The sequence below is a fragment of the Capnocytophaga ochracea DSM 7271 genome, assembly GCF_000023285.1.
Lineage (GTDB): Bacteria > Bacteroidota > Bacteroidia > Flavobacteriales > Flavobacteriaceae > Capnocytophaga > Capnocytophaga ochracea.
In genome coordinates, this window is sequence record NC_013162.1 from 1,514,095 (window position 1) to 1,536,853 (window position 22,759).

The following is a 22,759-nucleotide window of genomic DNA, read 5'->3' on the forward strand; positions in this document are numbered from 1 at the left end:
GAAATAAGTTGCAAATATACAAATAAATACTTTACCTTTGTATTTTGTAAATAATCTACAATTAAAGAAGATAATTAACGATGAAAAACTTAAACAACAAGAATGCCGTGATTACCGGCGGAAGTGAAGGTATTGGCTTAGGAATAGCCAAAGCCTTTGCCCGTGAGGGCGCGAACCTATTGCTCATAGGTAAAGACTCTGAGAAACTACAAAGAGCCCAACAAGAGCTACTAAATGAGTTTGGCGTGCAAGTACACACCCTCTCTGCTGATTTATCAAAAACGGAGACAGTAACTGAGGTAGTGAAAGACATTGAGCGACTGCTGCCTACGGTAGATATTTTAGTAAACAACGCTGGTTTGGGCAAGTTCGTGCCTTTTGAGCAAGTGGACAATACCTTATACGATGCCCTCTTCAACCTCAATGTAAAAGCGCCTTATTTCCTTACCCAAGGTCTGTTACCTGCTTTCGTGAAAAGCAAGGGGAATGTTATTAATATCTCGTCGTGTTTTGCGCACCGAATGCTTCCTAACCGCGCAACTACCGCTTATTCAGCTACTAAAGGAGCTTTGGACTCTTTTACCAAGGCGTTGGCTTTTGAAGTGGGACATTTGGGCGTACGCGTAAATGCCATTGCCCCTGGGAATATTTCTACACCGCAATTCAACCGCAATTTGCAAGCTCTCACCCCCGAAAAACAAGCCGCTTTTGAGACTATGGTAAAGGAAGTTTACCCTTTACAACACATTGGCACGCCTGAAGATATAGCCGAGGCTTGTGTATTCTTAGCCAGCGACAATGCTTCGTGGATTACAGGCACTGTGCTTGCTGTAGATGGCGGACTCACTACAAATTAGTTGTGCACGACGCGCAGTGTGAACCACACAGGCAGAGGGAAAATTAGCGAATTTGGAAATTAGAAAATGAGGTACAGGCTACAAGAAAAGCACCAGCGGAGGGGGAGTAGAGAAACTTGGAAAGGCTCGGAGTTATCGGAGGAAAACGAAAAATATCAAAAGAAGGTTGAAGGGAATTTTGGAGAGAAAAGGCTGTTAGGAGGGTACGCTTAGCTTATAGAGAGCTTATAGGAAGCTTATACGAATCTTGGAAGATTGGTATAGAAAGGGTATATAAATAGCTAAGAATGAGGAGTTAAGAGAGGGGAGTAAGAAGTGATTTTGAGGATAATAAATCGAAAGTAAAGAGAAGTGAATACGTTGGTGTATTGAATGTCAATAGGAGAAAAGTGTTTTTTAATTATTGAAGAGAAAGTGATAAAAAGCGTTTTTTTTGCCCGAAAAGATAATAGAAAGAAGAACATTTGACGGGGTGAAAATTGAAGCAAATTAACAGATAGCTTTGCTATCAAGAATTCTGCGTGAGATTTCACTGAGGGCTAGAAAAGAACTAAATTTGTTAATTGATGAATTAGCAAATTAGTTGTATTTTTGCATAACCGTACTACATACATTTCTTATGAAATCGACAGAATAGTAGAACGGGAGTTGAAGAATTTAAGGATTACGTTATATGTGACTTTATAGCTAAATTATTAAATGGTATGTCTATCAACAAGGATAACTATTGTAATACACGATGGAGCTCACGGTGAGTATTTTGGTATGTATTTCTATCGATAGCTATGTGCTCAATAAGTTTGTTCCTTATCTTAAAGAAACTTCATATACCCTTTTACCCTCTGTTGAGAAGGCAAAAAATGATATGTATCAACTATTGAGTAAACAGTAAAGTAAATCAACCATAAAGGAGATATAAAAAGCGAACAACTAAAAAAATGGAGGCACACAATGGCAATAGACGGAGTAAAGATTATCGATAGCGATAGCGGTTATGATATTTATAACAATATCACAGAACGCTACAAAGACGGTGAAGATATTGAAAAAATCAGACAAGATTGGTTGAACGAGGAAGACAATTTCTGTATTGACGAATTATTTACGGAAATATACTGGACGGCATTCGCCTACTCGCTTTGGAAAATCGGGTACAAGGAAGATGAAGTCCGCCGGAAAGCATTGGAAATAATAGAAGGCGGAGCGAGTGCATTGTGGGACGAGATTCATACCCAAGCCCGACGACAAAGGCAGAAGGCTCTCGAGAAATTAAAATTACAACTCTCGTCGGGTAATCCGAAGCCGCTTCGCAAACCGACGATAAAAAAACCGAAAGAGCCATATTTCCAAAAAGGCGATGTATTAGCCGTTGCGATGAAAGAAGGGTATGGAATTTGTTTTATTTCGGCAGTGGACAGTTCGCCGAGAAAGGTAGAATATCATATCGCCTGTACAAGATATTTAAGCGATAAGTATCCTACAATGAACGATTTTCTGGAGAGTAAGATTGCCTGTGGGAAACATAATCAAGATTTCGCGTTAAGAACCGACTGCTGGTTTAATCATAAAGATTTGGGGGCAATACTACCCTATATTAAAAAGCTTGGTTCCGTTCGATTTAGACCATATCTTTTATGGGTGCTGGCACCTGCACACAACTTAGACGATATTTATAAGGAGATAGTACAAGACAAAAAATACTTCGGCGGCAAAATAAAAGAAGTATCCGAATTGGTCGAGATAGTGGTAGAGGATACCGAGGAGATGTGATAACAGAATAATTCAAGATAATTAAAATACGAGATAATAAACAAAACAGGCTGATAAAAGAAAAAGAACGTTGTATGCACTTTTTATTTTCCTTGTTTTGGTAGGCGTATGCTAGTGGAAGGTAGGAGAATAAAGAGGGATTATGAAATAAAAAAGATGGGCAATTGTTGTGAGTATGATTATTTTTTGTACCTTTGCACCGAATTACAGAAATGAACACTTGGGGTCGACCGGTTTTGACAGTAAGTGGCATTAAATAGTAAGCATACCGAGCTGTGAAATGAATGCTCGATAATCTCTATTTCAAAATTTTAAATGGCGAGAATAACTACGCTCTTGCTGCCTAATCTGAAGTTTAGTAAGATTGCTGGCTAAGTCCCTACAAGGTAGGGAAGCGAGATGTCTCTGAAAAGCCCTTGTTGACGGCGTTTCGTACAGAGGCACCATAAAAGTCAACATTGAACCTGCGGTACGCTTCTGCTAACGGTTCTTAAGCAAAGGAAGCTAAGCGCAAAATGGGCGGTGCTCGGTCAGTTTTGCGACGAAAATCAAACGAGGACTAAGTATGTAGAAAGCTTTTTGATGACTTATTTGGACGAGAGTTCGATTCTCTCCGACTCCACATTACAATCTCATTATAGAACGAGAACTAAATAGAAAAACACTTCTATTTAGTTCTCGTTTTTATTCATTTTAGAAGTCTTGTTCACTATATATTTGTTATATTTTTTCATTTATTTATCATTAAGTAGTAAAGTTATTGGCGTTTTCTTGTATTATCTTTATATTTGCGCCTTTAATAACAATAAAGATAATAATGAATACGCTCTTTACTATCGGCATTTTCCTTTGCTTTTTTCTTTCTGTATTGCTCTTTACCAAACGCCCTCAAGCCTTATCGGATAAGGTATTGGGGATATGGTTGGTGTGCATTGGTATTTATCTGCTGAATTACTACCTGCATTATTTAGGCTATTGGGAGAAATATCCTCATTTGGTAGGAGCGACGCACCCTTTTCCGCTTTTGTTTGCTCCTTTTGTATATTTGTACGTGTTGGTGTGTTCACGTGAAGACCAACATTTTCATTGGCGCGATAGCTTGCACTTTTTACCTTTTTTACTCACCTACGTTGTGATGTTTCCCTTTCTTTTTGGCTATTCGGCGACTGAAAAAGCAATGATAGACCAAGCTGATTACCATAGTCCCTATCAATGGTTATTTACAACTTCGTTTGTAGCTTTTGTGACCGTGAGTGTGGTGTATATTGTATTGGCTTATCAGAAAATCAATCAGTATGAGCGGGTAATAGGCGACAATTTTGGCTATAACGAAGGTATTAGTTTGCAATGGCTACGACTGTTGCTCATTGGGTTCGGGCTGATTTTCTCAGTGATGATAGTGGGATATATAGTGCAATTTCTCTTAGAAATAGAGATAGGAGTTAATATAGAACTTATTTTCTTAACACTCTTTGTCTTACTTATAGGGCTTATTGGCTTCTGGGGCATACGGCATCAGGGAATTTTTAGTGTTGAAAAACAAAAGCCTTTTATAAAGAATTTAGTCTTGTCTGACAATTCTCATAGGTCAGACAATATTGAACCTTCTTCATTCTCCAAAACTCCTGAATACCGCAAATCTGGATTGAAAGCCGAGGACGCAACCAGCTTACACCAACAGCTACTCACACTAATGACTACCGAAAAACCTTATCTCGAACCTAAACTCTCCTTAGCTCAATTAGCTGAAATGTTAGGTGTACTTCCTAATCACCTTTCACAAATTATCAACCAATACGAAGAAAAGAATTTTTATGACTTTGTGAATAGCTATCGTGTCGAAGAGTTTATCACTTTGGCAAAGAAAGACATTGATAAGAATTTTAATCTTTTGGGGCTTGCCTATGAAGCGGGCTTTAACTCTAAGTCCTCTTTCAATCAAGTGTTTAAGAAGATAACAGGTAAAACACCGAGTGAATTTCTGAATTAGGTGCGAGAAGCATAGTTTAGCACGTCCAAACTCTCACGCTACCCCCTCTTTTCACTCCCTCTTACTTGTCCGCCCTGCACAATTCTTCCGGCGAATAAAATCTCTCTAACCTCTTGCCTCACTGCCATTCGTCATTCATCTCTCGTCTCTCGTCATTCGTAATTCGTCATTAAAAAAGCGTCCATTCCCTCACGCTTGGGCGATGCACCTTGTTTTTCACCATACCTTTGCACCCGAATTTTAAACGTATTACGCAATGAAAACCTTTTTGAGCATCGTTCTTTTTTTAGTGCTTCCGCTTGTAGCACACGCACAAGATATTACCCAAACACTTAGGGGTACTATTTACGACCAAAGCACTCACGAACCTCTCATCGGGGCTACCATAGTGGTGCAAAACTCTCAGCCAGTTATCGGTACAACTACCGATGAGGCGGGAAATTTTTCGATTACTAACCTCTCCTTAGGAAGGGTGAGTTTGGAAATTTCTTATATAGGCTATGAGAGCCGCGTAATTCCCGAAATACTCATTACTTCAGCCAAAGAAGTAGTGCTTAGTATTGCTCTGAAAGAAGCCGCCACTGAGCTTGAAGGTGTGGAAGTAGTAGCGGGTATCCGCAAGGAGAAAGCCCTCAATGCAATGGCTACCGTGAGTGCCCGCACCTTTTCGGTAGAGGAAACACAGCGTTATGCTGGCGGACTTAGTGACCCTGCGCGTTTGGCTTCTGCCTTTGCGGGGGTCTCTACCGGTAATTTGCAGGACAACTCTATTGTCGTGCGCGGTAATGCTCCGCAAGGCGTGCAATGGCGATTGGAAGGTGTGGAAATCCCTTCGCCTCAGCATTTTTCTGGGGGGAATGTCATCGGGGGCGGATTAGTGACGCTTTTTAGCAATCAGGTGATTGGCAATTCCGATTTTCTTACAGGGGCTTTTCCTGCCGAGTATGGCAATGCGCTCGCAGCTGTTTTTGATGTGAAAATGCGCACTGGCAATACTTCCCATTATGAGCATACGGCACAAGTGGGCGTATTAGGACTCGATTTTGCTTCCGAAGGTCCGCTTTCACGTGCCAAAGGTTCTTCTTATCTCTTCAACTATCGCTATTCTACTTTGGGATTACTCAGCGATTTGAAAATCAACAAAACCGGTCAGCGTATTAAGTACCAAGACCTTTCCTTTAAATTGAATTTCCTTACTGAAAAAGCAGGTACATTCTCTCTTTGGGGTATCGGAGGGATTGACAACACTCATAAAGATGCTTTAAAGGCTCCAACCGACTGGAAAACCGATATCGACCGCGTGAATAACAATTGGGATACTTACGTGGGTACAGTAGGGTTGCGCCACCAAATTACCGCTGGCGAGCGCAGTTTTGTAGAATCACACCTCGCTTTTTCGGGTACTGACGACCGTATTAGCACCGATTACCTTTCAGATGACGCTTCAGTATTCACCCCCGACAGCCGACTTAAAAAACAAAACGGCACACTCACTTTGGCGACCTCGCTCACTCATAAACTCTCTTCTTTGGCTACTTTAAAAGTAGGAATTTCATCTAAACAACTTTTCTACAAGTATAACCTCAGCGCTGCACAGGATTATGTGCCTTCCACTTATGCGCGCATCGTCAATTCAGCGGGTAGTACCAACCTTACTGAGGGCTATGCCCAACTCAAATACCAGCTATCACCTGCCCTTTTGGCGAATGTGGGATTGCGCACTCACTATTTTGGTTTGAATAAAGAACTTTCTCTTGAAAGTAGAGCGGGATTGGCTTGGAAACTTTCCGACAAACACAGTTTGAGTTTCGGTTATGGCAAACACTCTCAACCCGAAGATTTGAATGTGTATATGATAGAAGTAGGGGGTGTAGCTGTGAATAAGAATTTGAAGCTGAGCGATGCACATCATTTTGTGTTAGGCTATGACTGGATGCTTACCGATAAATTGCGTTTCAAAGCCGAAGCCTATTATCAATATCTGTGGAATATCGCAGGGGAAGAGGGTACCAGCTACTCGCTTATCAATTTGCGACGGGCGCTGTATCTCAACAAAGCACTCGTGAATAATACCAAAGGACGCAATTATGGTATCGACCTTACTTTGGAGCGCTTTTTGGGTGATAATTATTACTATCTCATTACGGGGTCTATCTTCAAATCCGAATATAAGGCGGGTGATAATGTGTGGCGTAATACGCGCTATAACAAAGGTTTTGTGCTGAATGCCCTCTTTGGTAAAGAGTTCTATTTTGCCAATAACCGTAAGGTGCTTGATGTGAATGCGCGTGTGAGTGTAATCGGAGGCGAGCGTTACAGTCCGATTTTGGAAAGCCAATCGTTAGCCCAAAAACGTGTGATATACGATGAAAGTCGGGCTTTTAGCGAGCAATTCCGCACTCTTACCTACGCCGACCTTACTGTGAATTACCGCATCAACCACCGCAAGAGCAGTAGTGTGTTCTCTTTCCAAATGAAGAATATACTCGGAGCGCCTATCTATATCGACCATAATTACAATTACCAAACCGGACAGATAGAGCTTAGCAAAGCTACTTTGGTGATTCCTAATATCAGTTATAAAATAGAATTTTAACTTCTTACCTCTTATCTCCTATCTAAATAAAATGAAAAAATATAATCACCCTATTTTGTTTTTCACCCTTTCCTTTGTGATTCCTTGGGTATTGTGGTTTGTGGTGGCTTATTGGAGTCACCAACCCAAAGCACCTAATGCTTTTTGGACAGGCTTTTTTGAATTGGCAGGCTTGTTAGCGCCTATGGGTGTGGCTACCTACCTCTTTACACGCAATAAGGAACTATTATCCGACCTTAAAGGACGTTTTGTAGGCAAAAATTTGCTCGCCAACCGCTATTTTTGGATTACCCTCTTGTTTTCACCCCTTTCCATTGTGGTGGCACAGCTACTTTCACTCGATTTAGGGCATAGTCTCAACCAGTTTTACATTTCAGGAGAGCCTAGTTTCAGTTCAGCACCTTTCAACGCTTGGTTTGTGCTCTGTTTGGCGCCAGTGGTCGAAGAATTGGCTTGGCATACTTATGGCACTGATGCCTTGCGCAGTAGGTGGACGCTTTTCACCTCATCGCTCATCTTTACCGTTTATTGGGGGTTGTGGCATTTGCCCTTGTTCTTTGTAAAAGACTACTACCAAAGCAACATACAAGCGGAAGGGTGGATTTATACGGCTAACTTTTTTGTGAGTCTGTTTTCATTTGTGTTTATCATCAACTGGTTGTATTACAAATCGGGGCGCAATGTGCTAGTAGCGATATTGTTCCATTTGGTAGCCAATGTTTCTAACGAAATCTTTGCCACCCATCCCGATAGCAAACTGATACAAACAGGCTTATTTGCCCTACTGATGGGCTATATATTAGTGAAAGAAAGACGATTGTTTTTTAGTAGGTAAAGCCTTCATCCCACCGAAAAAGCCAATCCTCAAAGGTAAGAATTTGTTGATATACAGCTAGCGTTCGGTGAATGTATCATTAGTGACCCTTGTAGAGCCACTGTAGAGCCACTGTAGACCCACTGTAGAGCCACTGTAGAGCCACTGTAGAGCCACTGAAGCCCCACTCTAAATTCGTTTAGTGTATAGTTAAAATATATCTATCTGTCATTCGTCATTCGTTATTTGTTATTTTATTTGGCGGTTAGAAAATAAAGAAGTACTTTTGTTAAACCAAATTGTATTCTGGCTATGAAGAAATCAAAATTAGGTGTCATTCATTTTCTTACCAAAGAAGAAGGTTTATTACACTGATAATCAATTTCTTTTAGTAGGGGCGATTGGCAAATCGCCTTTTTTCAGACAGGCTTTTAAAAGTCTTAAATCAATTTATTGAAACAGTATGAAATCATCAGAAAAAATATTATTAGCCGGAGCGACCGGTTATTTAGGTCAGTTTATATTAGCTGAACTCTTGAAAAAAGAATACTCTACCCGCATTGTGGTGCGTAATAAGTCGAAAATAGCACCCGCCTTACTTACCCACCCGCTATTAGAAGTAGTCGAGGCTGAGGTAACAAAACCCAATACTTTACTCGGTGTGTGCGAGGGGGTTACCCAAGTGATTTCCACTGTCGGAATTACTCGGCAGAAAGACAAACTCACCTACGAGCAAGTAGATTATGCGGCTAACAAGAACTTGCTTGATGAAGCACTGCGCTCAGGGGTACGTAAGTTTGTATATATTTCCGTATTAAACGGCGAAGCATTACGTTCTATTGCCATTGGGGCTGCCAAAGAGCATTTTGTAGATACCCTTAAAACCAGTGGAATGGACTACTGTATCGTGCGTCCATCGGCTTTTTACAGCGATATAGCTACCTTCTTTTCAATGGCAAAAGAAGGTAAAGTGCGTCTGTTTGGCAAAGGGCAATACGCTATGAATCCTATTCACGGCGAGGATTTAGCCGAGGTGTGTGTAGCGCAATTAGAGAGCTCCGAAAAGGAAGTGAATGTAGGAGGGGCTGAGGTGTTCACCCAGTATGAAATCGCTGCTTTGGCTTTCGAGGTGTTACATAAGCCTGTGAAGGTTGGTTTTTTGCCTGATTGGGTACGGAAGTCCGTTTTGAAAATAGGCAAATATCTCTTGCCTAAAAGTGCTTACGGCACTATAGAATTCGTTTTCACCGTAATGGCAATGGATTCGGTAGCGCCAATGAAGGTAGGAAAACATAGGTTGAAGGTATTTTTTGAGGAACTTCGAAATAAATATTTGCATTTGTAGTATAAAATTACTATTTTTGCAAAGTTATTCTCTACCTCTATGCATCATATTCGTAAAAGCAAATGGAAAACTATTACCACCGTAGGCTTCGCTTTATTTGCGATGTTCTTTGGGGCGGGTAATCTTATATTACCTCCGTTCATAGGTTTAAGAACGGAAGGGGAATGGGGTATGGCGTTGTTAGGCTTTTTTATCACCGCTATTTTAGCTCCTTTTTTAGGGGTGTTAATGGTGGCTAAAACGGGCACTCACTTCACTGATTTAGGGAAGAAAACGCACCCTTGGCTCATTAAAATCCTTACGTTATTAGTTATTTTATGCATAGGTCCTTTGGTAGCTATCCCACGCACCGCTGCTACTACTTTTGAAGTAGGCATACAACCCTTATTACCTGCTTTTCCTAAGGTGTGGTTCATCGTTTTATTCTTTGCCGTTGTAACCGCTTTATCTATATCGAAATCCAAGATTGTAAGCATTATAGGCAGGTTTCTCACTCCTTTTCTGCTGATAGTTTTAGTACTGCTTATTGTTTTAGGCGTATGCTTTCCCCCAGATAGTATTACCTCTACGGCATTTACCGCCACTGAAAGCTTTTCCTTAGGTTTCTTAGAAGGCTACCAAACAATGGATTTGTTGGCTTCGGTCATCTTTGCAGGTATTGTTATTGCAGCAGTAATAGATAGTGGCTATACCTCACGCAATGAGCGTGTTTCTGTTACTTTTGCAGCAGGAATGCTTTCTACGCTCTGTTTGTTGTTTATTTATGGAGGGCTTATTTACTTAGGCGCCACTACCGATTACCCCTTAACTGATAGCGTACAACGCACTGAACTTCTGTTACACATTTCTCATTCTGTTTTAGGAAAATGGGGTACTATCACTGTTGCCTTAGCTATTGGGTTTGCTTGTCTTACAACCGCTATTGCTCTTACATCGGCAGTGGGCTTGTTCTTTGAAGAAGTAACTCATCAACGCGTCCCGTACAAAGTAGGTGCTATAGTCTGTACGCTCATTTCAGTAGTATTATCAATTAACACGGTGGATAATATCATCAACTATGCGATTTATATTCTGCTATTTATATACCCCATAGTCTCTACTCTCATTATAACCGTTTTATTCTTCGACCGCTTTGTAAATAGCAAATTACCCTATATTTTAAGCATATTGGTCACTGCTATTATTTCCACTATTGATAGCTGTCAAACATTAGGACTACCCTTTGATAAGCTTTATGAAATTAAAAGCCTATTACCTTTGAGCGATTACGGTTTAGAATGGTTTTTACCTGCTTTGCTAACTTTTATTATTACAGCTTTCATGAAAGGCTTTAAGAAGAAATAATTAGTGTATTATTTGCGGTTTTGATATTTATTTGTACTTTTGCGCCGTCTCATAAGGGGTGCTGTAACAGGCTGAGATTATACCCATTGAACTTGAACGGATAATCCCGTTGAAGGAATGAAACTAAGCAATTGGAGCTTGTTTTTGCTTTTGGGTAGCATAAACAGGCTTTTTTATTTTATTAACACACCAAATAATAGCCTCTTTTATTTGTAAATATTTATTTTACAATGAAAAATGTACTTTTGTACACTGCTATTTGCCTTACTACATCGGCAATGGCACAACAGGCAATAGAGCCTGACTCTATCGTCCCTTCACCTAAGCCCATTCAGTTAGACGAAGTATTAGTATCGTCCGTGAGGGCTACCAAAAAACTTCCCGTAACGTTCTCCAATCTTTCTAAGGAGGAAATCAAGACCAAAAATTTCGGTCAACAATTGCCTTTGTTGTTAGGTCAGTTGCCTAACGTAGTGAGCTATTCCGAAGATGGTTCGGGCTTCGGTAGTAGCAATATGTTTGTACGTGGGAGCGATTTGTACCGTACTAATGTTACTATCAACGGCATACCGCTCAACGACTCCGAATCACAAGGGGTTTTCTGGTATAATCTCTCCGACTTTGCTTCTTCTGCCGAAAATATACAGTTGCAACGCGGGGTAGGTACTTCTTCCAATGGAGCAGGAGCTTTTGGTGCAAGCCTCAACGTCCTCACCGATGCTGTACAAGAGCAGGCATCAGGAGAACTCGCTAACTTCTACGGCAGTTATAATACTCACAAACACAGTCTTAAACTTTCCACCGGGAAACTCAACGACCGTTTTGAACTCAACGGACGCTTTTCTGTTATCAAGAGTGATGGATATCGCGACCGCGCTTCCTCCGACCTAAAATCGTACTTCTTACAAGGCGCTTATAGCCACGGGGGGACGCTCATCAAAGGATTGGTGTTTGGTGGCAAACAAAGTGTCTATCTCACTTATCTGGGAGTAGATAAAGAGACTTTACACAGTAATCGCCGTTATAATCCTGCGGGTGAGTACAAAGATACCGCTGGTAACAAACGTTTCTATGAAAACGAAACCGATAACTATCAGCAAGATCACGCGCAATTACACTGGACGCAACAGTGGAATACGGCGTGGCATACGCAACTTTCCTTCCACTACACCAAAGGTAAAGGCTATTGGGAGAACTATGAGAAGAAAAAATATTCTAAGGTAGGATTGCCCAAAGTGCTCGACGGAGCAGGCAAGGAGCAAAAAGCATACATCATTCACCAACAAGGATTAGACAACGATTTCTGGGGTACTACTTTTTCGGCAAACTATCAGAAAGATGGTGTGCAATTGCTCTTTGGAGGATTGCTCAATCGCTATGAAGGCTCGCATTACAAGGATTTGTTATGGGCAGAAAAAGCGCCTTTTGTGTATGGCAATCGTTATAGCTACGAAGGACTCAACACCAAAGAAGAAGTAGCGGGCTACGGCAAACTCACTTGGCAATTTGCCCCTAAATGGAGCCTGTTTGCCGATGTACAATGCCGTCACGTAGGGTATAAGGCAAATAAATACAAAGTAGACGAAAGCCTTAACAGTTTCAACCCTAAGACGGGTATTACTTTCTTCTTGAATGCACATAACGACCTTTACCTCTCTTATGCTCGTGCTACCAAAGAGCCTAACCGCTCCGATTACAAGAGTTATTACGAAGCACTACAAGACGACCCTAATGCTAAAAAACCGATAGCCGAGAAGCTCAACGATATAGAACTCGGTTGGCGACTCACCACCCCCAAAGTGCGTTTGAATCTCAATGGTTATTATATGGGCTATGAAGACCAATTAGTGCTTTCAGGTAAGCTCAATAGCACCGGTTATCCTATCCGTGAGAATGTAGGCAAGAGCTATCGTGCAGGAATTGAAGCCGATGCGATGGTGCAACTCTCAGAACGTTGGTTGTGGTCGCCTAATATAGCTTTTAGCAAAAATATAAACAGAGATTATAAGAGTCAAGATGCTGAGGTAGCCACTCGCACCATTAGCTGGGGCAATACCCGCATTTCGTATTCTCCTGATGTAGTGCTCAGTAATACGATTACTTTTATGCCTATTGATGGTTTTCAAATAGGTTTGATTTCTAAATATGTAGGTGCACAATATGTAGATAACACCGAGCGTGAGGAAGCAAAACTCGATGCTTATTTCGTGAATAACCTCAGTTTGCAATACGAGTGGAAACCTAAAAGCACTTTCAAATCGGTGTTGTTTTCGGTAATGGGTAATAATATTTTCAATACCAAATACACTCCTTACGGCGATAACGGCTACGGAATGTTGTATATTCCCGCTGCCGAAGCCAATTACTTAGCAGGCGTAACGCTCAGTTTTTAGGAGATAAAAGATAAAGTCTGCTATAGTTTTTGTTACTTTGTTTTGAAGTTTCCATTTCTTTTATTATCTTTGTCGCGAATAAAAAAACAAACCTTATATGAGAAAGTTTTTATTTTTAGCAATAATGTTAATGACATTGACATATTGTAAAAAAAATGTGGATTGTTCAACTCCTCCTCCTGATTTTATTTTACTTGTAAACAAAAACTCCGAACTCTATAAAGAGTTTATTAATCAAGAGGGGAAGATTGATAAGGCTAGCATTTTTTTCTACAAACAAGTTGGTAATGAAAAAAAACAATACGATATAGTATTCGATACTTTTAAACCAGAAAACAATAATGATTATTTGCAGATAATTATTAGTCTTTGGTTTGAGAATGATGTTTACACTGGAAAAACAGAAACCCTCTACCTTCAGAATGCTACCAAAACCTATAAAATAGAAGTAAATGGTTATATGAAAAGTGGTGAATGTGGAGAGTATGCAGTTACTAATGAAATCCGTGTAGACGGTGTAAAAGTAGAAAATCATTACTTAGCAAAATAACCTTAACCCTTTGGCAGGGTACTCCCTGCCAAAGGGTAATAAAATAATCAATATGAAAAGGATATTATTTTTATCATTATTTATTTGTTTATTGTCTTGTGGGAAGTCTTCAGAGATACAAGATGAATGTATGCTTCCACCTCCTAACTTTCAATTATTTATAGCTAAATCGGCTCCTGAATTTCAAGATTTCTTAAGCGACAAAGGAGATGCTGATAAAGAAAATGTGTATTTCTACCAAATAGTAAATAATACTGAAAAGAAATACCGCACTTTGCTACTTACTGATAATTCTAAAAATAAAGATTATGCTGAAGTAGTAACTGAGAGTGCAATATTTCTATATACAGGAAAGACAGAAACTCTTTACCTTAAAAATAAGGCTAAAACCTACAAAATAGAGTTTTTAGGATATATAGGTAAATGTGGATATGCTTACTTTCAAGAAATGTATATAGACGGTGTGAAAAACAACGATTTTATCTTAATAAAATAACCTTAGCCCTTTGGTAGAGTATTCTCTGCCAAAGGGTAAAAAAATAATTAATATGAAAAACTTCTTACTCTTTATTCTATTACTTTTTGCATTGCAAATAAGCGCTCAAGAAGCCTACACCAAAGGCGATGTATTTATTGATGTGCAAACATCAATAGGTAATGCAGGAGTTGGTTATGCTGGAGAAATACACTATGCTTTTGCTCCATTGTTTTCGGTGGGTGCTCAGTTCAATAGTCAAAGTTTTAACTTCAACGATAAGTACATTACTTCTTTTCTACCCGAACTCACTGCCGATTTTCACTTTGGCAAACGTGCTACTATCGATTGGTATGCAGGACTTTCAGGAGGCTATTTTATTTGGCAAAGCAATGACCCTTACGAAAATGCAGGCAACACTGGCTGTGTGATAACACCTCCTACTTATGATATTAGTCTTAGAAACAATCACGAAAATAATTTTATAGCTTGGAACGCTCACTTAGGCTTCCGTTACTTCATCTTCAAAAGCATAGGACTCAACGGTCAAGCGGCTTTAGGTAATGTACGTTGGTTTAAAGTGGGGGTAAGTGTGAAAATCTGAAAATTTTAAGACTTTTTATATATAGGGGTAGATATGCTTAGCTTATAGAAAGCTTATAGGAAGCTTGAACGAATCTTGGAAGATAGGTATACAAAGGCTATATAAAACATTGAATTTCATAATTTTATAAGTTTAAAATTTTTAAGGGAAAACTATATGATTTCTTAATTTTAGTAAAAATCTCTAAACTAAAAAATCGTTATTTAATTGTCTTCTATTTACAATTATTTACTATCTTTGCACTTCTAACAACAAAGATATCCTTATTGGTTATTTGTCATTTGTAATTAGTATTATGATTTTTTCTTTTCTTACAGACCTCGCTAAAAACAATAATAAAGAGTGGTTCGATGCTCATAAGGAGGCTTATGAATGTGCTAAATTAGAAGCTACATTGCTTTTCAATTATATTTATACTGGGCTTGCTGAGCACGACACCCTTGCGCCACTGAAAATATACCGCATCTATCGCGATTTGCGCTTTTCTAAAGACAAAACACCTTACAAGACGCACTTCGGTTGCTATATACAACGCAAACAACCGCACTACCGCGGTGGGTATTACGTGCATATTAGTCCGCAAGAGACGTTTATAGGGGGAGGTTTTTTCGACCCTAACAAAGAAGATTTATTGCGTATGCGTCAGGAAATTTCTCTCAATGCTGAGGATTTCCAAAAGGTGATGAATAGTGAGGGGATAAAGAAAGAGTTTGACGGGAAACTATGGGGTGACGAGGTGAAGACTGCCCCCAAAGGTTTTAAGAAAGACGACCCGATGATTGCCTATTTGCGCAAAAAGCAGTTTCTCTTAAAACACGACTATACACGACAAGAAGCCACAGCGAAGGACTTTGATAAGAAAGTAGTGCAGGGACTTTTGGCAATGCGTCCGTTTTTAGACTTTATGACAGAAGCTTTGACGACGGATTTGAATGGAGAAGCGCTTTTTGGGTAAAAGATAAAAGGTAAGGGGGAATAATGAAATTAACATTCAACAAAAAGTACTTTATATGGGCGTTGGCACTGTTGGGGGCAGAACTGCTTATTGCGACAGTGTTTAGCAGTATGGGATTTATCAGAGGTTATATAGGCGATGTACTGGTGGTGATATTGTTGTACTACTTAGTGCTTTCGTTCGTGAAAGTGAAGCACAAAGATAAACTCATCTGGGGTATATTTGCCTTTGCGGTAGCCGTAGAAGTGATGCAGTACTTGGGTGTGGCTACTTATTTGGGCTTCACGAGAGGGAGCTTGGGGTATATCCTCTTAGGCAATCACTTTTCGTGGGCAGATGTGGTGTGCTACGCCATTGGTTGTCTTATTTTGCAATTCACAAGTAAGAATAAATAAAATGAGGGTGAATGGTTATTTGCCCCTATATAATGTAACGCAAAGCAATTGTAAAATCGGGATAATATTATATTGAACTAAGGTTGTATTATTAAGATAAATGAAGAAAATATTAGTAACGGGGGGGGCAGGCTTTGTAGGTTCTAATCTTTGTGAAGCCCTTGCCAAAGACCCTAACAACGAGGTCTATTCGTTAGACAATTATTTTACCGGTAAGCGTGAAAATCACGTGGAAGGGGTGCAATATATCGAAGGAAGTACCGAACATATCTTCGAGCTTATCAGTTTTTCACCTGATATTATTTATCACTTAGGTGAATACTCACGGGTGGAACAGAGTTTTGAGGATATCGACAAGGTATTGTTATTTAACAAAATAGGTACGCTGAAAGTATTAGAGTTCTGCAGAAAACACGGGTCTAAACTTGTGTATGCGGGGAGTAGCACCAAGTTTGGTGACGGCGGTTTAGGGAAAGACCAAAGTCCGTATGCTTGGAGCAAATCGTCGAATACAGAGCTTATCAAGAACTACGGTATATGGTATGGGCTCAACTATGCTATTGTGTATTTCTACAATGTTTATGGCAAAGGAGAAGTTGGCACGGGAAAATATGCGACACTTATAGCACTCTTTATAGAGAAGAAGAAGAAAGGTGAGCCCCTAACAGTAGTAGCCCCAGGTACTCAACAGCGCAATTTTACGCATATAGATGATATAGTAGCGGGCTTACTCTTGGTAGGTGAAAAAGGTAAAGGCGACGGTTATGGTATCGGCAGTCCGGAGACTTATACAGTTTTAGAAATTGCTCAGCTCTTTGGGGGCGAGATACAAATGCTACCGGAGCGCAAAGGTAACCGTATGACTGCTGAAGTTATTACCCAAAAAACAGAAGCTTTGGGCTGGCAAGCGAAGAAGCATATTAAAGAATATATTGAACTATTGTCAATTGATAATTAATAATTAGCAAGCGGGAAATGAAAATAGCTATTACAGAGGCGAGTACCCTCGCAGCTGAGGCGCTCTCCCTTCACAATAATATTCCACAAGGGCGACTTTCTGACCGTGACCAAAAACTTATAGAACAACTCAGAGCTTCTAATTCTGCTTATGAGCCCTTAGACCCCACTGTTCTTTATGCCTTACATACCGCACGAAGAGCGGTTACACAAGCAGGCTGGCAAGGAGTCCGTTTTGGCATCAATATAGGGTCGTCGCGAGGAGCAACAATGTTGTTTGAAGAGCATTTTAGTCATTTTCTGAAAGAAGGCAGTTGCCAAACCTTAGCTTCGCCTACTACTACTTTAGGCAATATCAGCACTTGGGTAGCGCAGGATTTGAGCAATGAGGGTTTTGAGCTCTCACATTCTATTACTTGTTCTACCGCTTTACACGGTGTCGCCAATGCCATTGCGTGGCTGGAAAGTGGTATGGAAGACCGCTTCTTGGTAGGTGGTAGCGAGGCACCTCTTACCCCTTTTACTATTGCACAAGTGAAAGCTCTGAAAATATACAGTAGTCTGCCTTTGCCTTATCCTTGCAGGGCAATGGATATGAGCAAAAAACAAAGTACTATGGTGTTAGGGGAGGGGGCAGGTTGTTTCTGTTTAGAAAAAGGAGAACGACCTAACGCCTTAGCTTATATCGTAGGTATAGGTTTTGCTACTGAAAAGCTAACTCATAGTGTATCGCTCTCTAAAAACGGACAGTGCTTGCAAGATGCTATGCGTCGTGCTTTGACAAGCGCTGGGAACCCTAAGATAGATGCGATTGTAACCCATTGTACCGGTACTATCAAAGGTGACCAAGCTGAACTCAACGCTATAGAAGCTGTATTTGGCGAAGAAAAGCCTCTACTCACCAATAATAAATGGCAACACGGACATACCTATGGGGCGAGTGGAGCGCTCAACCTCGCAATGGCAATACGAATGTTACAGAATAACCGTTTTGAAAGAGTGCCTTACCTTAGTTACCCGGAATCTGTACCCGATAAATTCGAACATATATTAATTAATGCGGTAGGATTTGGCGGAAATGGAATAAGTGTGATAGTGAAAAAGTGAAAAAAGCAAAGTAAAAAGTAGTATATTTATAAAATGATAAATCTATGATAATAAGTAGGTTTGTACTTTTTAAAAGTAAAAAAGAAGAATATTTGTACGAAAAAGATTGTGTTTCAAAAAAAAAGTGTTACTTTTGCCGGCAGTAATTATTATCAAATTATAAAAAAAAGAAAATTATGTCAGACATTGCATCAAGAGTTAAAGCCATTATCGTTGATAAATTAGGCGTAGACGAAAATGAAGTAACCGCAGAAGCGAGCTTCACTAACGACTTAGGAGCTGATTCATTAGACACTGTTGAATTGATTATGGAGTTTGAAAAAGAATTTGATATTCAAATTCCAGATGACCAAGCTGAAAACATTGCAACTGTAGGTCAAGCAATCAAATATATTGAAGACGCTAAACAATAATTGGCTCATAGGCAGTAGGCTATCAACGTATATACTTGGTAGCTTACTGCTTAATGCTTTTTGCTCTAAACCTAAATGCTAAAAAGTTGAAACTAATATGGAGAAAAGACGTGTTGTAGTTACAGGTATAGGGGCTCTTACCCCTATAGGTAATACCGCCCAAGAGTTTTGGGAAGGACTCGTAGCCGGCAAGAGCGGTGCTGCGCCTATTACCCATTTCGATGCTTCAAAGTTTAAGACAAAGTTTGCTTGCGAAGTAAAGAACTTTAATGTCGAGGATTTTATAGACAAAAAAGAAGCACGTAAGCTCGATAAATTTGCTCAATATGCCTTAGTGGTTGCTGATGAAGCCGTAAAAGACGCTCATCTTGATATGGATACGCTTGATAAAGACCGCATAGGGGTAATTTGGGGCTCAGGTATTGGGGGGTTAGAAACTTTCCAAAATGAGGTAATCAACTTCAACGAAGGCGATGGTACGCCACGCTTTAATCCATTCTTTATACCTAAAATGATAGCTGATATCGCAGCAGGTGTGATTTCTATACGCTATGGTTTTAGGGGTCCTAACTTCACTACAGTCTCAGCGTGTGCCTCTGCAGCTAATGCTATGATAGATGCGCTAAACTACATTCGTTTTGGCTATGCTGATATGATGGTATCAGGTGGCTCGGAAGCAGCGGTTACTATTGCTGGAATCGGTGGTTTCAACGCCTTGCACGCTCTTTCTACTTTCAATGAAGACCCTGCCAAAGCTTCTCGTCCGTTTGATGCCAATCGCGATGGTTTTGTATTAGGCGAAGGAGCAGGAGCGGTAGTGCTTGAGGAGTACAATCACGCAGTGGCTCGTGGAGCTACTATCTACTGCGAATTAGCAGGAGGAGGTCTCTCTGCTGATGCTTACCATATGACGGCACCTCACCCTGAAGGGCTTGGTGCTAAAAACGTGATGATTAACTGTCTTAAAGACGCAGGAGTATCAGTGAACGAAGTAGATGCTATCAATATGCACGGTACCTCTACTCCATTAGGAGACATCGCTGAATCTAAGGCAGTATTAGATGTATTTGGTGAGCACGCTTACGATATCAATATTAACTCTACCAAGTCGATGACGGGGCACTTGCTAGGAGCTGCGGGAGCAATAGAAGCAGTAGCGTCTATCCTCGCTATCAAACACAGCATCGTTCCTCCTACCATCAACTTTGAACATCCCGATGAAAAAATAGATCAACGCCTGAACTTCACCTTCAACAAAGCGCAACATCGCGACGTGAAAGTAGCAATGAGCAACACCTTTGGTTTTGGTGGACACAATGCGTGCTTATTATTCAAAAAGATATAAACTATAAGTGTTCAGCTTAAAGAAAATATTAATTTTTCCCCGTCTTATTCCTAAGAAGAAAGACGGGATTTTTTATACTAAAATCAAAGAGCTTTTAGGATTCCCTCCTAAAAACTTATCGTATTACAGTGAGGCTTTTACACATCCTTCTTACCAATTCCAAAAAGCGACGCGTAAGAGCTATGAGCGCCTTGAATTTCTGGGTGATGCGATTCTTGGCGCTGTGATAGCCGACTATATTTTCACCAATGCTCCTGAACAAGATGAAGGCTATCTTACCAAAATGCGCTCTAAAATTGTAGAACGTCGCAATCTTAACCAGCTCGGTAAGGATATGAGGCTCTTGGACTTCTTGCGCACTAAACTTACTCCGAGACAATTAGGTAATAATATCACTGGTAACCTCTTCGAGGCACTTATAGGAGCAATTTATTTAGACAGAGGTTATAAGGCTTGTTTTAAGTTCATTGAGCGTGAGCTCATTTTGCCGTATATCAACATCAAGAATTTAGAAGGAAAGGTTATTAGCCATAAGAGTTTGCTGATAGAATGGTGTCAGAAACATAAGTTAGACTTTGCTTTTGAGGCTGAAGAAGATATAGAAGATTGCTCTGAGACTAAGTTTTTCGTTGCTAAAGTGCACGTACAAGGCTTTTCGGTAACTCGGGCGCGTTCTACGTCTAAGAAAAAGGCTGAAGAGATTGCTGCCAAACGCGCTTGCTATAAGATTCAGGGTAAACAACATCATAAATTAGATGTACAATGAAAATCCTTCTTCTCTCCGATACCCATTCGTATATAGACGATCGTATATTGCACTACGCCAGCGAGGCAGACGAAGTGTGGCATTGTGGCGATTTCGGTAACTTGGCAGTGATAGAGGCGTTGCAAGCCGTAAAACCTTTGCGTGGGGTTTATGGTAATATCGATGGCATAGAGATACGGCAGCAGTTCCCTGAAGTAAATCGGTTTGCTTGTGAGGGCGTGGAGGTACTGATGATACACATAGGCGGTTACCCTAATAAATACAGTCCGTTGGCAAAACAAGAAATCCTAACTTGCCCTCCTAAACTCTTCATTTCGGGGCATTCACATATTCTAAAAGTGCAATACGATAAACAGTTTCAGTTGTTACACCTCAACCCAGGAGCTGCTGGTCTCTATGGCTGGCAAACCGTGCGTACGATGCTTCGTTTTGAGATAGAAGCAGGAGAGATTAAGAATTTAGAGATTATAGAGTTAGCTCGTAGCACGACAGGTAATTAAGTTGCTAATATTATCACAACTAAAAGTAATACAAAATAGGCTGTCCCTTAACCGGACAGCCTATTTTGTTTTCTCTATTGTCTTTCATTACTAATTTTCACTGCTTTCCCTATTAGGGTAGTAGAAGTACAATCTGTAATTTTTACCATTACAAAATCGCCTATTTTATAATCTTCTTTGGGGAATACAACTACGGTATTCTGACTATTGCGTCCCATCCACTCTTTATCCGATTTTTTAGAGTTTCCCTCTATGAGCACTTCTACCGTTTTGCCTATTTGTGCTTGAGTGCGGTACAAGCTGTGTTTTTGTTGCAGGTCGATAATCTCAGCAAGACGGCGTTTCTTTACTTCTTCGGGTACATCATCTTCTATTTTGCGTGCTGCTAATGTACCAGGACGCTCCGAATAAGCAAACATAAACCCAAAATCATACTTTACATATTCCATTAGCGAAAGCGTATCTTGGTGGTCTTCTTCAGTTTCGGTGGGGAAACCAGCAATCATATCCTGCGAAATAGCACACTCAGGAATGCGTTCGCGTATGCTGTCTATCAGCGCAAAATATTCTTCGCGAGTATGGAGGCGGTTCATTGCTTTCAAGATGCGATTGCTACCGCTCTGTACGGGCAGGTGGATATACTTGCAGATGTTAGGGTGTTTTGCCATCGTATCAATCACATCAAGGGTCATATCCTGCGGATTGGAAGTAGAAAAGCGGATACGCATTTCAGGCTGAGCTATTGCCACCATATCGAGGAGTTTAGCGAAGTTGATAGCGGTGGCTTGTTGCATCTCACTTGCTTTGCTGAAATCCTTTTTGAGCCCGCCTCCATACCAAAGGTAACTATCCACATTCTGCCCCAGTAGGGTAACCTCTTTGAAACCACGCGCTTGGAGGTCGGCGATTTCGTTGAGGATAGAATAAGGGTCACGACTGCGTTCACGTCCGCGAGTGAAAGGTACAATGCAGAAAGTACACATATTGTCACAACCGCGCGTAATCGATACAAAAGCTGTTACACCGTTGCTATTGAGACGAATAGGTGCAATATCGGCATAGGTTTCGTCCTTAGAGAGAATCACATTTACCGCTTCACGACCTTCTTCCACTTCTTCAAGTAGGTTAGGTAAATCCTTATAAGCATCAGGACCTACCACCATATCCACTATTTTTTCTTCTTCGAGGAAGGCGTGTTTTACCCTTTCGGCCATACAGCCCAATACGCCCACTTTCATAGCGGGTTTCTTACGTTTGTACACATTGAATTGCTCCAAACGCTTGCGAATGGTCTGTTCTGCCTTTTCGCGCACTGAGCAGGTGTTGATAAGTACCAAATCGGCTTCATCAACAGTATCAGTGGTATTATATCCCGCTTTGGAGAGAATAGAAGCTACAATTTCACTGTCGGAGAAGTTCATTTGGCAACCGTAACTCTCGATATATAGTTTTTTGGAATTGTTATTATCAGCTTGTAAAACAAGGCTTTGCCCTTGCTTACTTTCGTCTATTTCTTTAGCCATAGAGGTTTGAGTTTCTGAATTGAGGGCGCAAAGATAAAGATAATTTGGCAATTAGCCAAT

Annotated in this window: 20 protein-coding genes and 1 other RNA gene; 20 read left to right on the forward strand and 1 reads right to left on the reverse strand. The window is 40.5% G+C overall.

Annotated features, from left to right (window positions below; translation table 11 throughout):
• Positions 1–80: 80 nt before the first annotated feature.
• From COCH_RS06540 to COCH_RS06630, 20 genes are all read left to right on the forward strand, one after another.
• A complete protein-coding gene (locus COCH_RS06540) occupies positions 81–857 on the forward strand; it encodes an SDR family NAD(P)-dependent oxidoreductase (protein ID WP_015782454.1) in 777 nt (258 codons plus the stop codon).
• 951 nt (positions 858–1,808) lie between these two features.
• Complete coding sequence (locus COCH_RS06545; RefSeq protein WP_015782456.1) at positions 1,809–2,627, forward strand: hypothetical protein; 819 nt, start codon at positions 1,809–1,811, stop codon at positions 2,625–2,627.
• Between the two features lie 222 nt (positions 2,628–2,849).
• Positions 2,850–3,252, forward strand: a transfer-messenger RNA (tmRNA) gene (ssrA, locus tag COCH_RS11530).
• A 192-nt stretch (positions 3,253–3,444) separates the two neighbouring features.
• On the forward strand, positions 3,445–4,617 hold the full coding sequence (locus COCH_RS06550; RefSeq protein WP_015782457.1) for a helix-turn-helix domain-containing protein: 1,173 nt from the start codon (positions 3,445–3,447) through the stop codon (positions 4,615–4,617).
• Between the two features lie 256 nt (positions 4,618–4,873).
• Positions 4,874–7,213: a TonB-dependent receptor gene (locus COCH_RS06555; RefSeq protein ID WP_015782458.1), complete on the forward strand. Its 2,340-nt coding sequence runs from the start codon at positions 4,874–4,876 to the stop codon at positions 7,211–7,213.
• A gap of 31 nt (positions 7,214–7,244) precedes the next feature.
• Positions 7,245–8,048: a CPBP family intramembrane glutamic endopeptidase gene (locus COCH_RS06560; RefSeq protein ID WP_015782459.1), complete on the forward strand. Its 804-nt coding sequence runs from the start codon at positions 7,245–7,247 to the stop codon at positions 8,046–8,048.
• 442 nt (positions 8,049–8,490) lie between these two features.
• On the forward strand, positions 8,491–9,372 hold the full coding sequence (locus COCH_RS06565; RefSeq protein WP_015782460.1) for an SDR family oxidoreductase: 882 nt from the start codon (positions 8,491–8,493) through the stop codon (positions 9,370–9,372).
• Between the two features lie 39 nt (positions 9,373–9,411).
• Positions 9,412–10,716: a branched-chain amino acid transport system II carrier protein gene (gene brnQ / locus COCH_RS06570; RefSeq protein ID WP_015782461.1), complete on the forward strand. Its 1,305-nt coding sequence runs from the start codon at positions 9,412–9,414 to the stop codon at positions 10,714–10,716.
• A 230-nt stretch (positions 10,717–10,946) separates the two neighbouring features.
• Positions 10,947–13,109, forward strand: a complete 2,163-nt coding sequence (locus COCH_RS06575) for a TonB-dependent receptor (RefSeq protein ID WP_015782462.1) — start codon at positions 10,947–10,949, stop codon at positions 13,107–13,109.
• Between the two features lie 97 nt (positions 13,110–13,206).
• Entirely contained in the window at positions 13,207–13,659 is a 453-nt protein-coding gene (locus COCH_RS06580) for a hypothetical protein (RefSeq protein WP_041546752.1), read from the forward strand.
• A gap of 130 nt (positions 13,660–13,789) precedes the next feature.
• The gene (locus COCH_RS06585; RefSeq protein ID WP_015782464.1) at positions 13,790–14,155 is read left to right on the forward strand and encodes a hypothetical protein; all 366 of its coding nucleotides are present in this window, start codon (positions 13,790–13,792) and stop codon (positions 14,153–14,155) included.
• A 52-nt stretch (positions 14,156–14,207) separates the two neighbouring features.
• Positions 14,208–14,738: a hypothetical protein gene (locus tag COCH_RS06590; protein ID WP_015782465.1), complete on the forward strand. Its 531-nt coding sequence runs from the start codon at positions 14,208–14,210 to the stop codon at positions 14,736–14,738.
• Positions 14,739–15,033: 295 nt separating this feature from the next.
• On the forward strand, positions 15,034–15,693 hold the full coding sequence (locus COCH_RS06595) for a DUF2461 domain-containing protein (RefSeq protein ID WP_015782466.1): 660 nt from the start codon (positions 15,034–15,036) through the stop codon (positions 15,691–15,693).
• Between the two features lie 23 nt (positions 15,694–15,716).
• Complete coding sequence (locus tag COCH_RS06600; RefSeq protein WP_009417662.1) at positions 15,717–16,088, forward strand: ribosomal maturation YjgA family protein; 372 nt, start codon at positions 15,717–15,719, stop codon at positions 16,086–16,088.
• Between the two features lie 100 nt (positions 16,089–16,188).
• On the forward strand, positions 16,189–17,046 hold the full coding sequence (locus tag COCH_RS06605; protein WP_015782467.1) for an NAD-dependent epimerase/dehydratase family protein: 858 nt from the start codon (positions 16,189–16,191) through the stop codon (positions 17,044–17,046).
• Between the two features lie 17 nt (positions 17,047–17,063).
• A complete protein-coding gene (locus COCH_RS06610; protein ID WP_015782468.1) occupies positions 17,064–18,152 on the forward strand; it encodes a beta-ketoacyl synthase N-terminal-like domain-containing protein in 1,089 nt (362 codons plus the stop codon).
• 176 nt (positions 18,153–18,328) lie between these two features.
• Complete coding sequence (locus COCH_RS06615; RefSeq protein WP_002675303.1) at positions 18,329–18,565, forward strand: acyl carrier protein; 237 nt, start codon at positions 18,329–18,331, stop codon at positions 18,563–18,565.
• Between the two features lie 97 nt (positions 18,566–18,662).
• Positions 18,663–19,910 carry a beta-ketoacyl-ACP synthase II gene (gene fabF, locus COCH_RS06620; RefSeq protein ID WP_009417598.1) on the forward strand — a complete coding sequence of 416 codons (1,248 nt, stop codon included), beginning with the start codon at positions 18,663–18,665 and terminating at the stop codon, positions 19,908–19,910.
• A 7-nt stretch (positions 19,911–19,917) separates the two neighbouring features.
• On the forward strand, positions 19,918–20,676 hold the full coding sequence (gene rnc, locus COCH_RS06625; RefSeq protein WP_015782469.1) for a ribonuclease III: 759 nt from the start codon (positions 19,918–19,920) through the stop codon (positions 20,674–20,676).
• Positions 20,673–21,176 carry a metallophosphoesterase family protein gene (locus COCH_RS06630; protein ID WP_009417715.1) on the forward strand — a complete coding sequence of 168 codons (504 nt, stop codon included), beginning with the start codon at positions 20,673–20,675 and terminating at the stop codon, positions 21,174–21,176. Before rnc ends, COCH_RS06630 begins: the two co-directional genes overlap by 4 nt.
• Before the next feature lie 74 nt (positions 21,177–21,250).
• On the opposite strand, the gene miaB is transcribed toward COCH_RS06630, so the two are convergent.
• Positions 21,251–22,699 carry a tRNA (N6-isopentenyl adenosine(37)-C2)-methylthiotransferase MiaB gene (gene miaB / locus COCH_RS06635; protein ID WP_015782470.1) on the reverse strand — a complete coding sequence of 483 codons (1,449 nt, stop codon included), beginning with the start codon at positions 22,697–22,699 and terminating at the stop codon, positions 21,251–21,253.
• Positions 22,700–22,759 lie beyond the last annotated feature (60 nt).

Excerpts from the sequence above, each read along its gene's own strand:
- COCH_RS06565 (WP_015782460.1), top strand. The coding sequence starts at position 8,491 with ATGAAATCATCAGAAAAAATATTATTAGCCGGAGCGACCGGTTATTTA.
- COCH_RS06600 (WP_009417662.1), top strand. The coding sequence starts at position 15,717 with ATGAAATTAACATTCAACAAAAAGTACTTTATATGGGCGTTGGCACTG.
- COCH_RS06610 (WP_015782468.1), top strand. The coding sequence starts at position 17,064 with ATGAAAATAGCTATTACAGAGGCGAGTACCCTCGCAGCTGAGGCGCTC.
- fabF (WP_009417598.1), top strand. The coding sequence starts at position 18,663 with ATGGAGAAAAGACGTGTTGTAGTTACAGGTATAGGGGCTCTTACCCCT.
- COCH_RS06605 (WP_015782467.1), top strand. The coding sequence starts at position 16,189 with ATGAAGAAAATATTAGTAACGGGGGGGGCAGGCTTTGTAGGTTCTAAT.
- COCH_RS06580 (WP_041546752.1), top strand. The coding sequence starts at position 13,207 with ATGAGAAAGTTTTTATTTTTAGCAATAATGTTAATGACATTGACATAT.
- COCH_RS06590 (WP_015782465.1), top strand. The coding sequence starts at position 14,208 with ATGAAAAACTTCTTACTCTTTATTCTATTACTTTTTGCATTGCAAATA.
- COCH_RS06550 (WP_015782457.1), top strand. The coding sequence starts at position 3,445 with ATGAATACGCTCTTTACTATCGGCATTTTCCTTTGCTTTTTTCTTTCT.
- miaB (WP_015782470.1), bottom strand. The coding sequence starts at position 22,699 with ATGGCTAAAGAAATAGACGAAAGTAAGCAAGGGCAAAGCCTTGTTTTA.
- COCH_RS06540 (WP_015782454.1), top strand. The coding sequence starts at position 81 with ATGAAAAACTTAAACAACAAGAATGCCGTGATTACCGGCGGAAGTGAA.
- COCH_RS06555 (WP_015782458.1), top strand. The coding sequence starts at position 4,874 with ATGAAAACCTTTTTGAGCATCGTTCTTTTTTTAGTGCTTCCGCTTGTA.
- COCH_RS06615 (WP_002675303.1), top strand. The coding sequence starts at position 18,329 with ATGTCAGACATTGCATCAAGAGTTAAAGCCATTATCGTTGATAAATTA.
- brnQ (WP_015782461.1), top strand. The coding sequence starts at position 9,412 with ATGCATCATATTCGTAAAAGCAAATGGAAAACTATTACCACCGTAGGC.
- COCH_RS06585 (WP_015782464.1), top strand. The coding sequence starts at position 13,790 with ATGCTTCCACCTCCTAACTTTCAATTATTTATAGCTAAATCGGCTCCT.
- COCH_RS06560 (WP_015782459.1), top strand. The coding sequence starts at position 7,245 with ATGAAAAAATATAATCACCCTATTTTGTTTTTCACCCTTTCCTTTGTG.
- COCH_RS06545 (WP_015782456.1), top strand. The coding sequence starts at position 1,809 with ATGGCAATAGACGGAGTAAAGATTATCGATAGCGATAGCGGTTATGAT.
- COCH_RS06630 (WP_009417715.1), top strand. The coding sequence starts at position 20,673 with ATGAAAATCCTTCTTCTCTCCGATACCCATTCGTATATAGACGATCGT.
- COCH_RS06575 (WP_015782462.1), top strand. The coding sequence starts at position 10,947 with ATGAAAAATGTACTTTTGTACACTGCTATTTGCCTTACTACATCGGCA.
- COCH_RS06595 (WP_015782466.1), top strand. The coding sequence starts at position 15,034 with ATGATTTTTTCTTTTCTTACAGACCTCGCTAAAAACAATAATAAAGAG.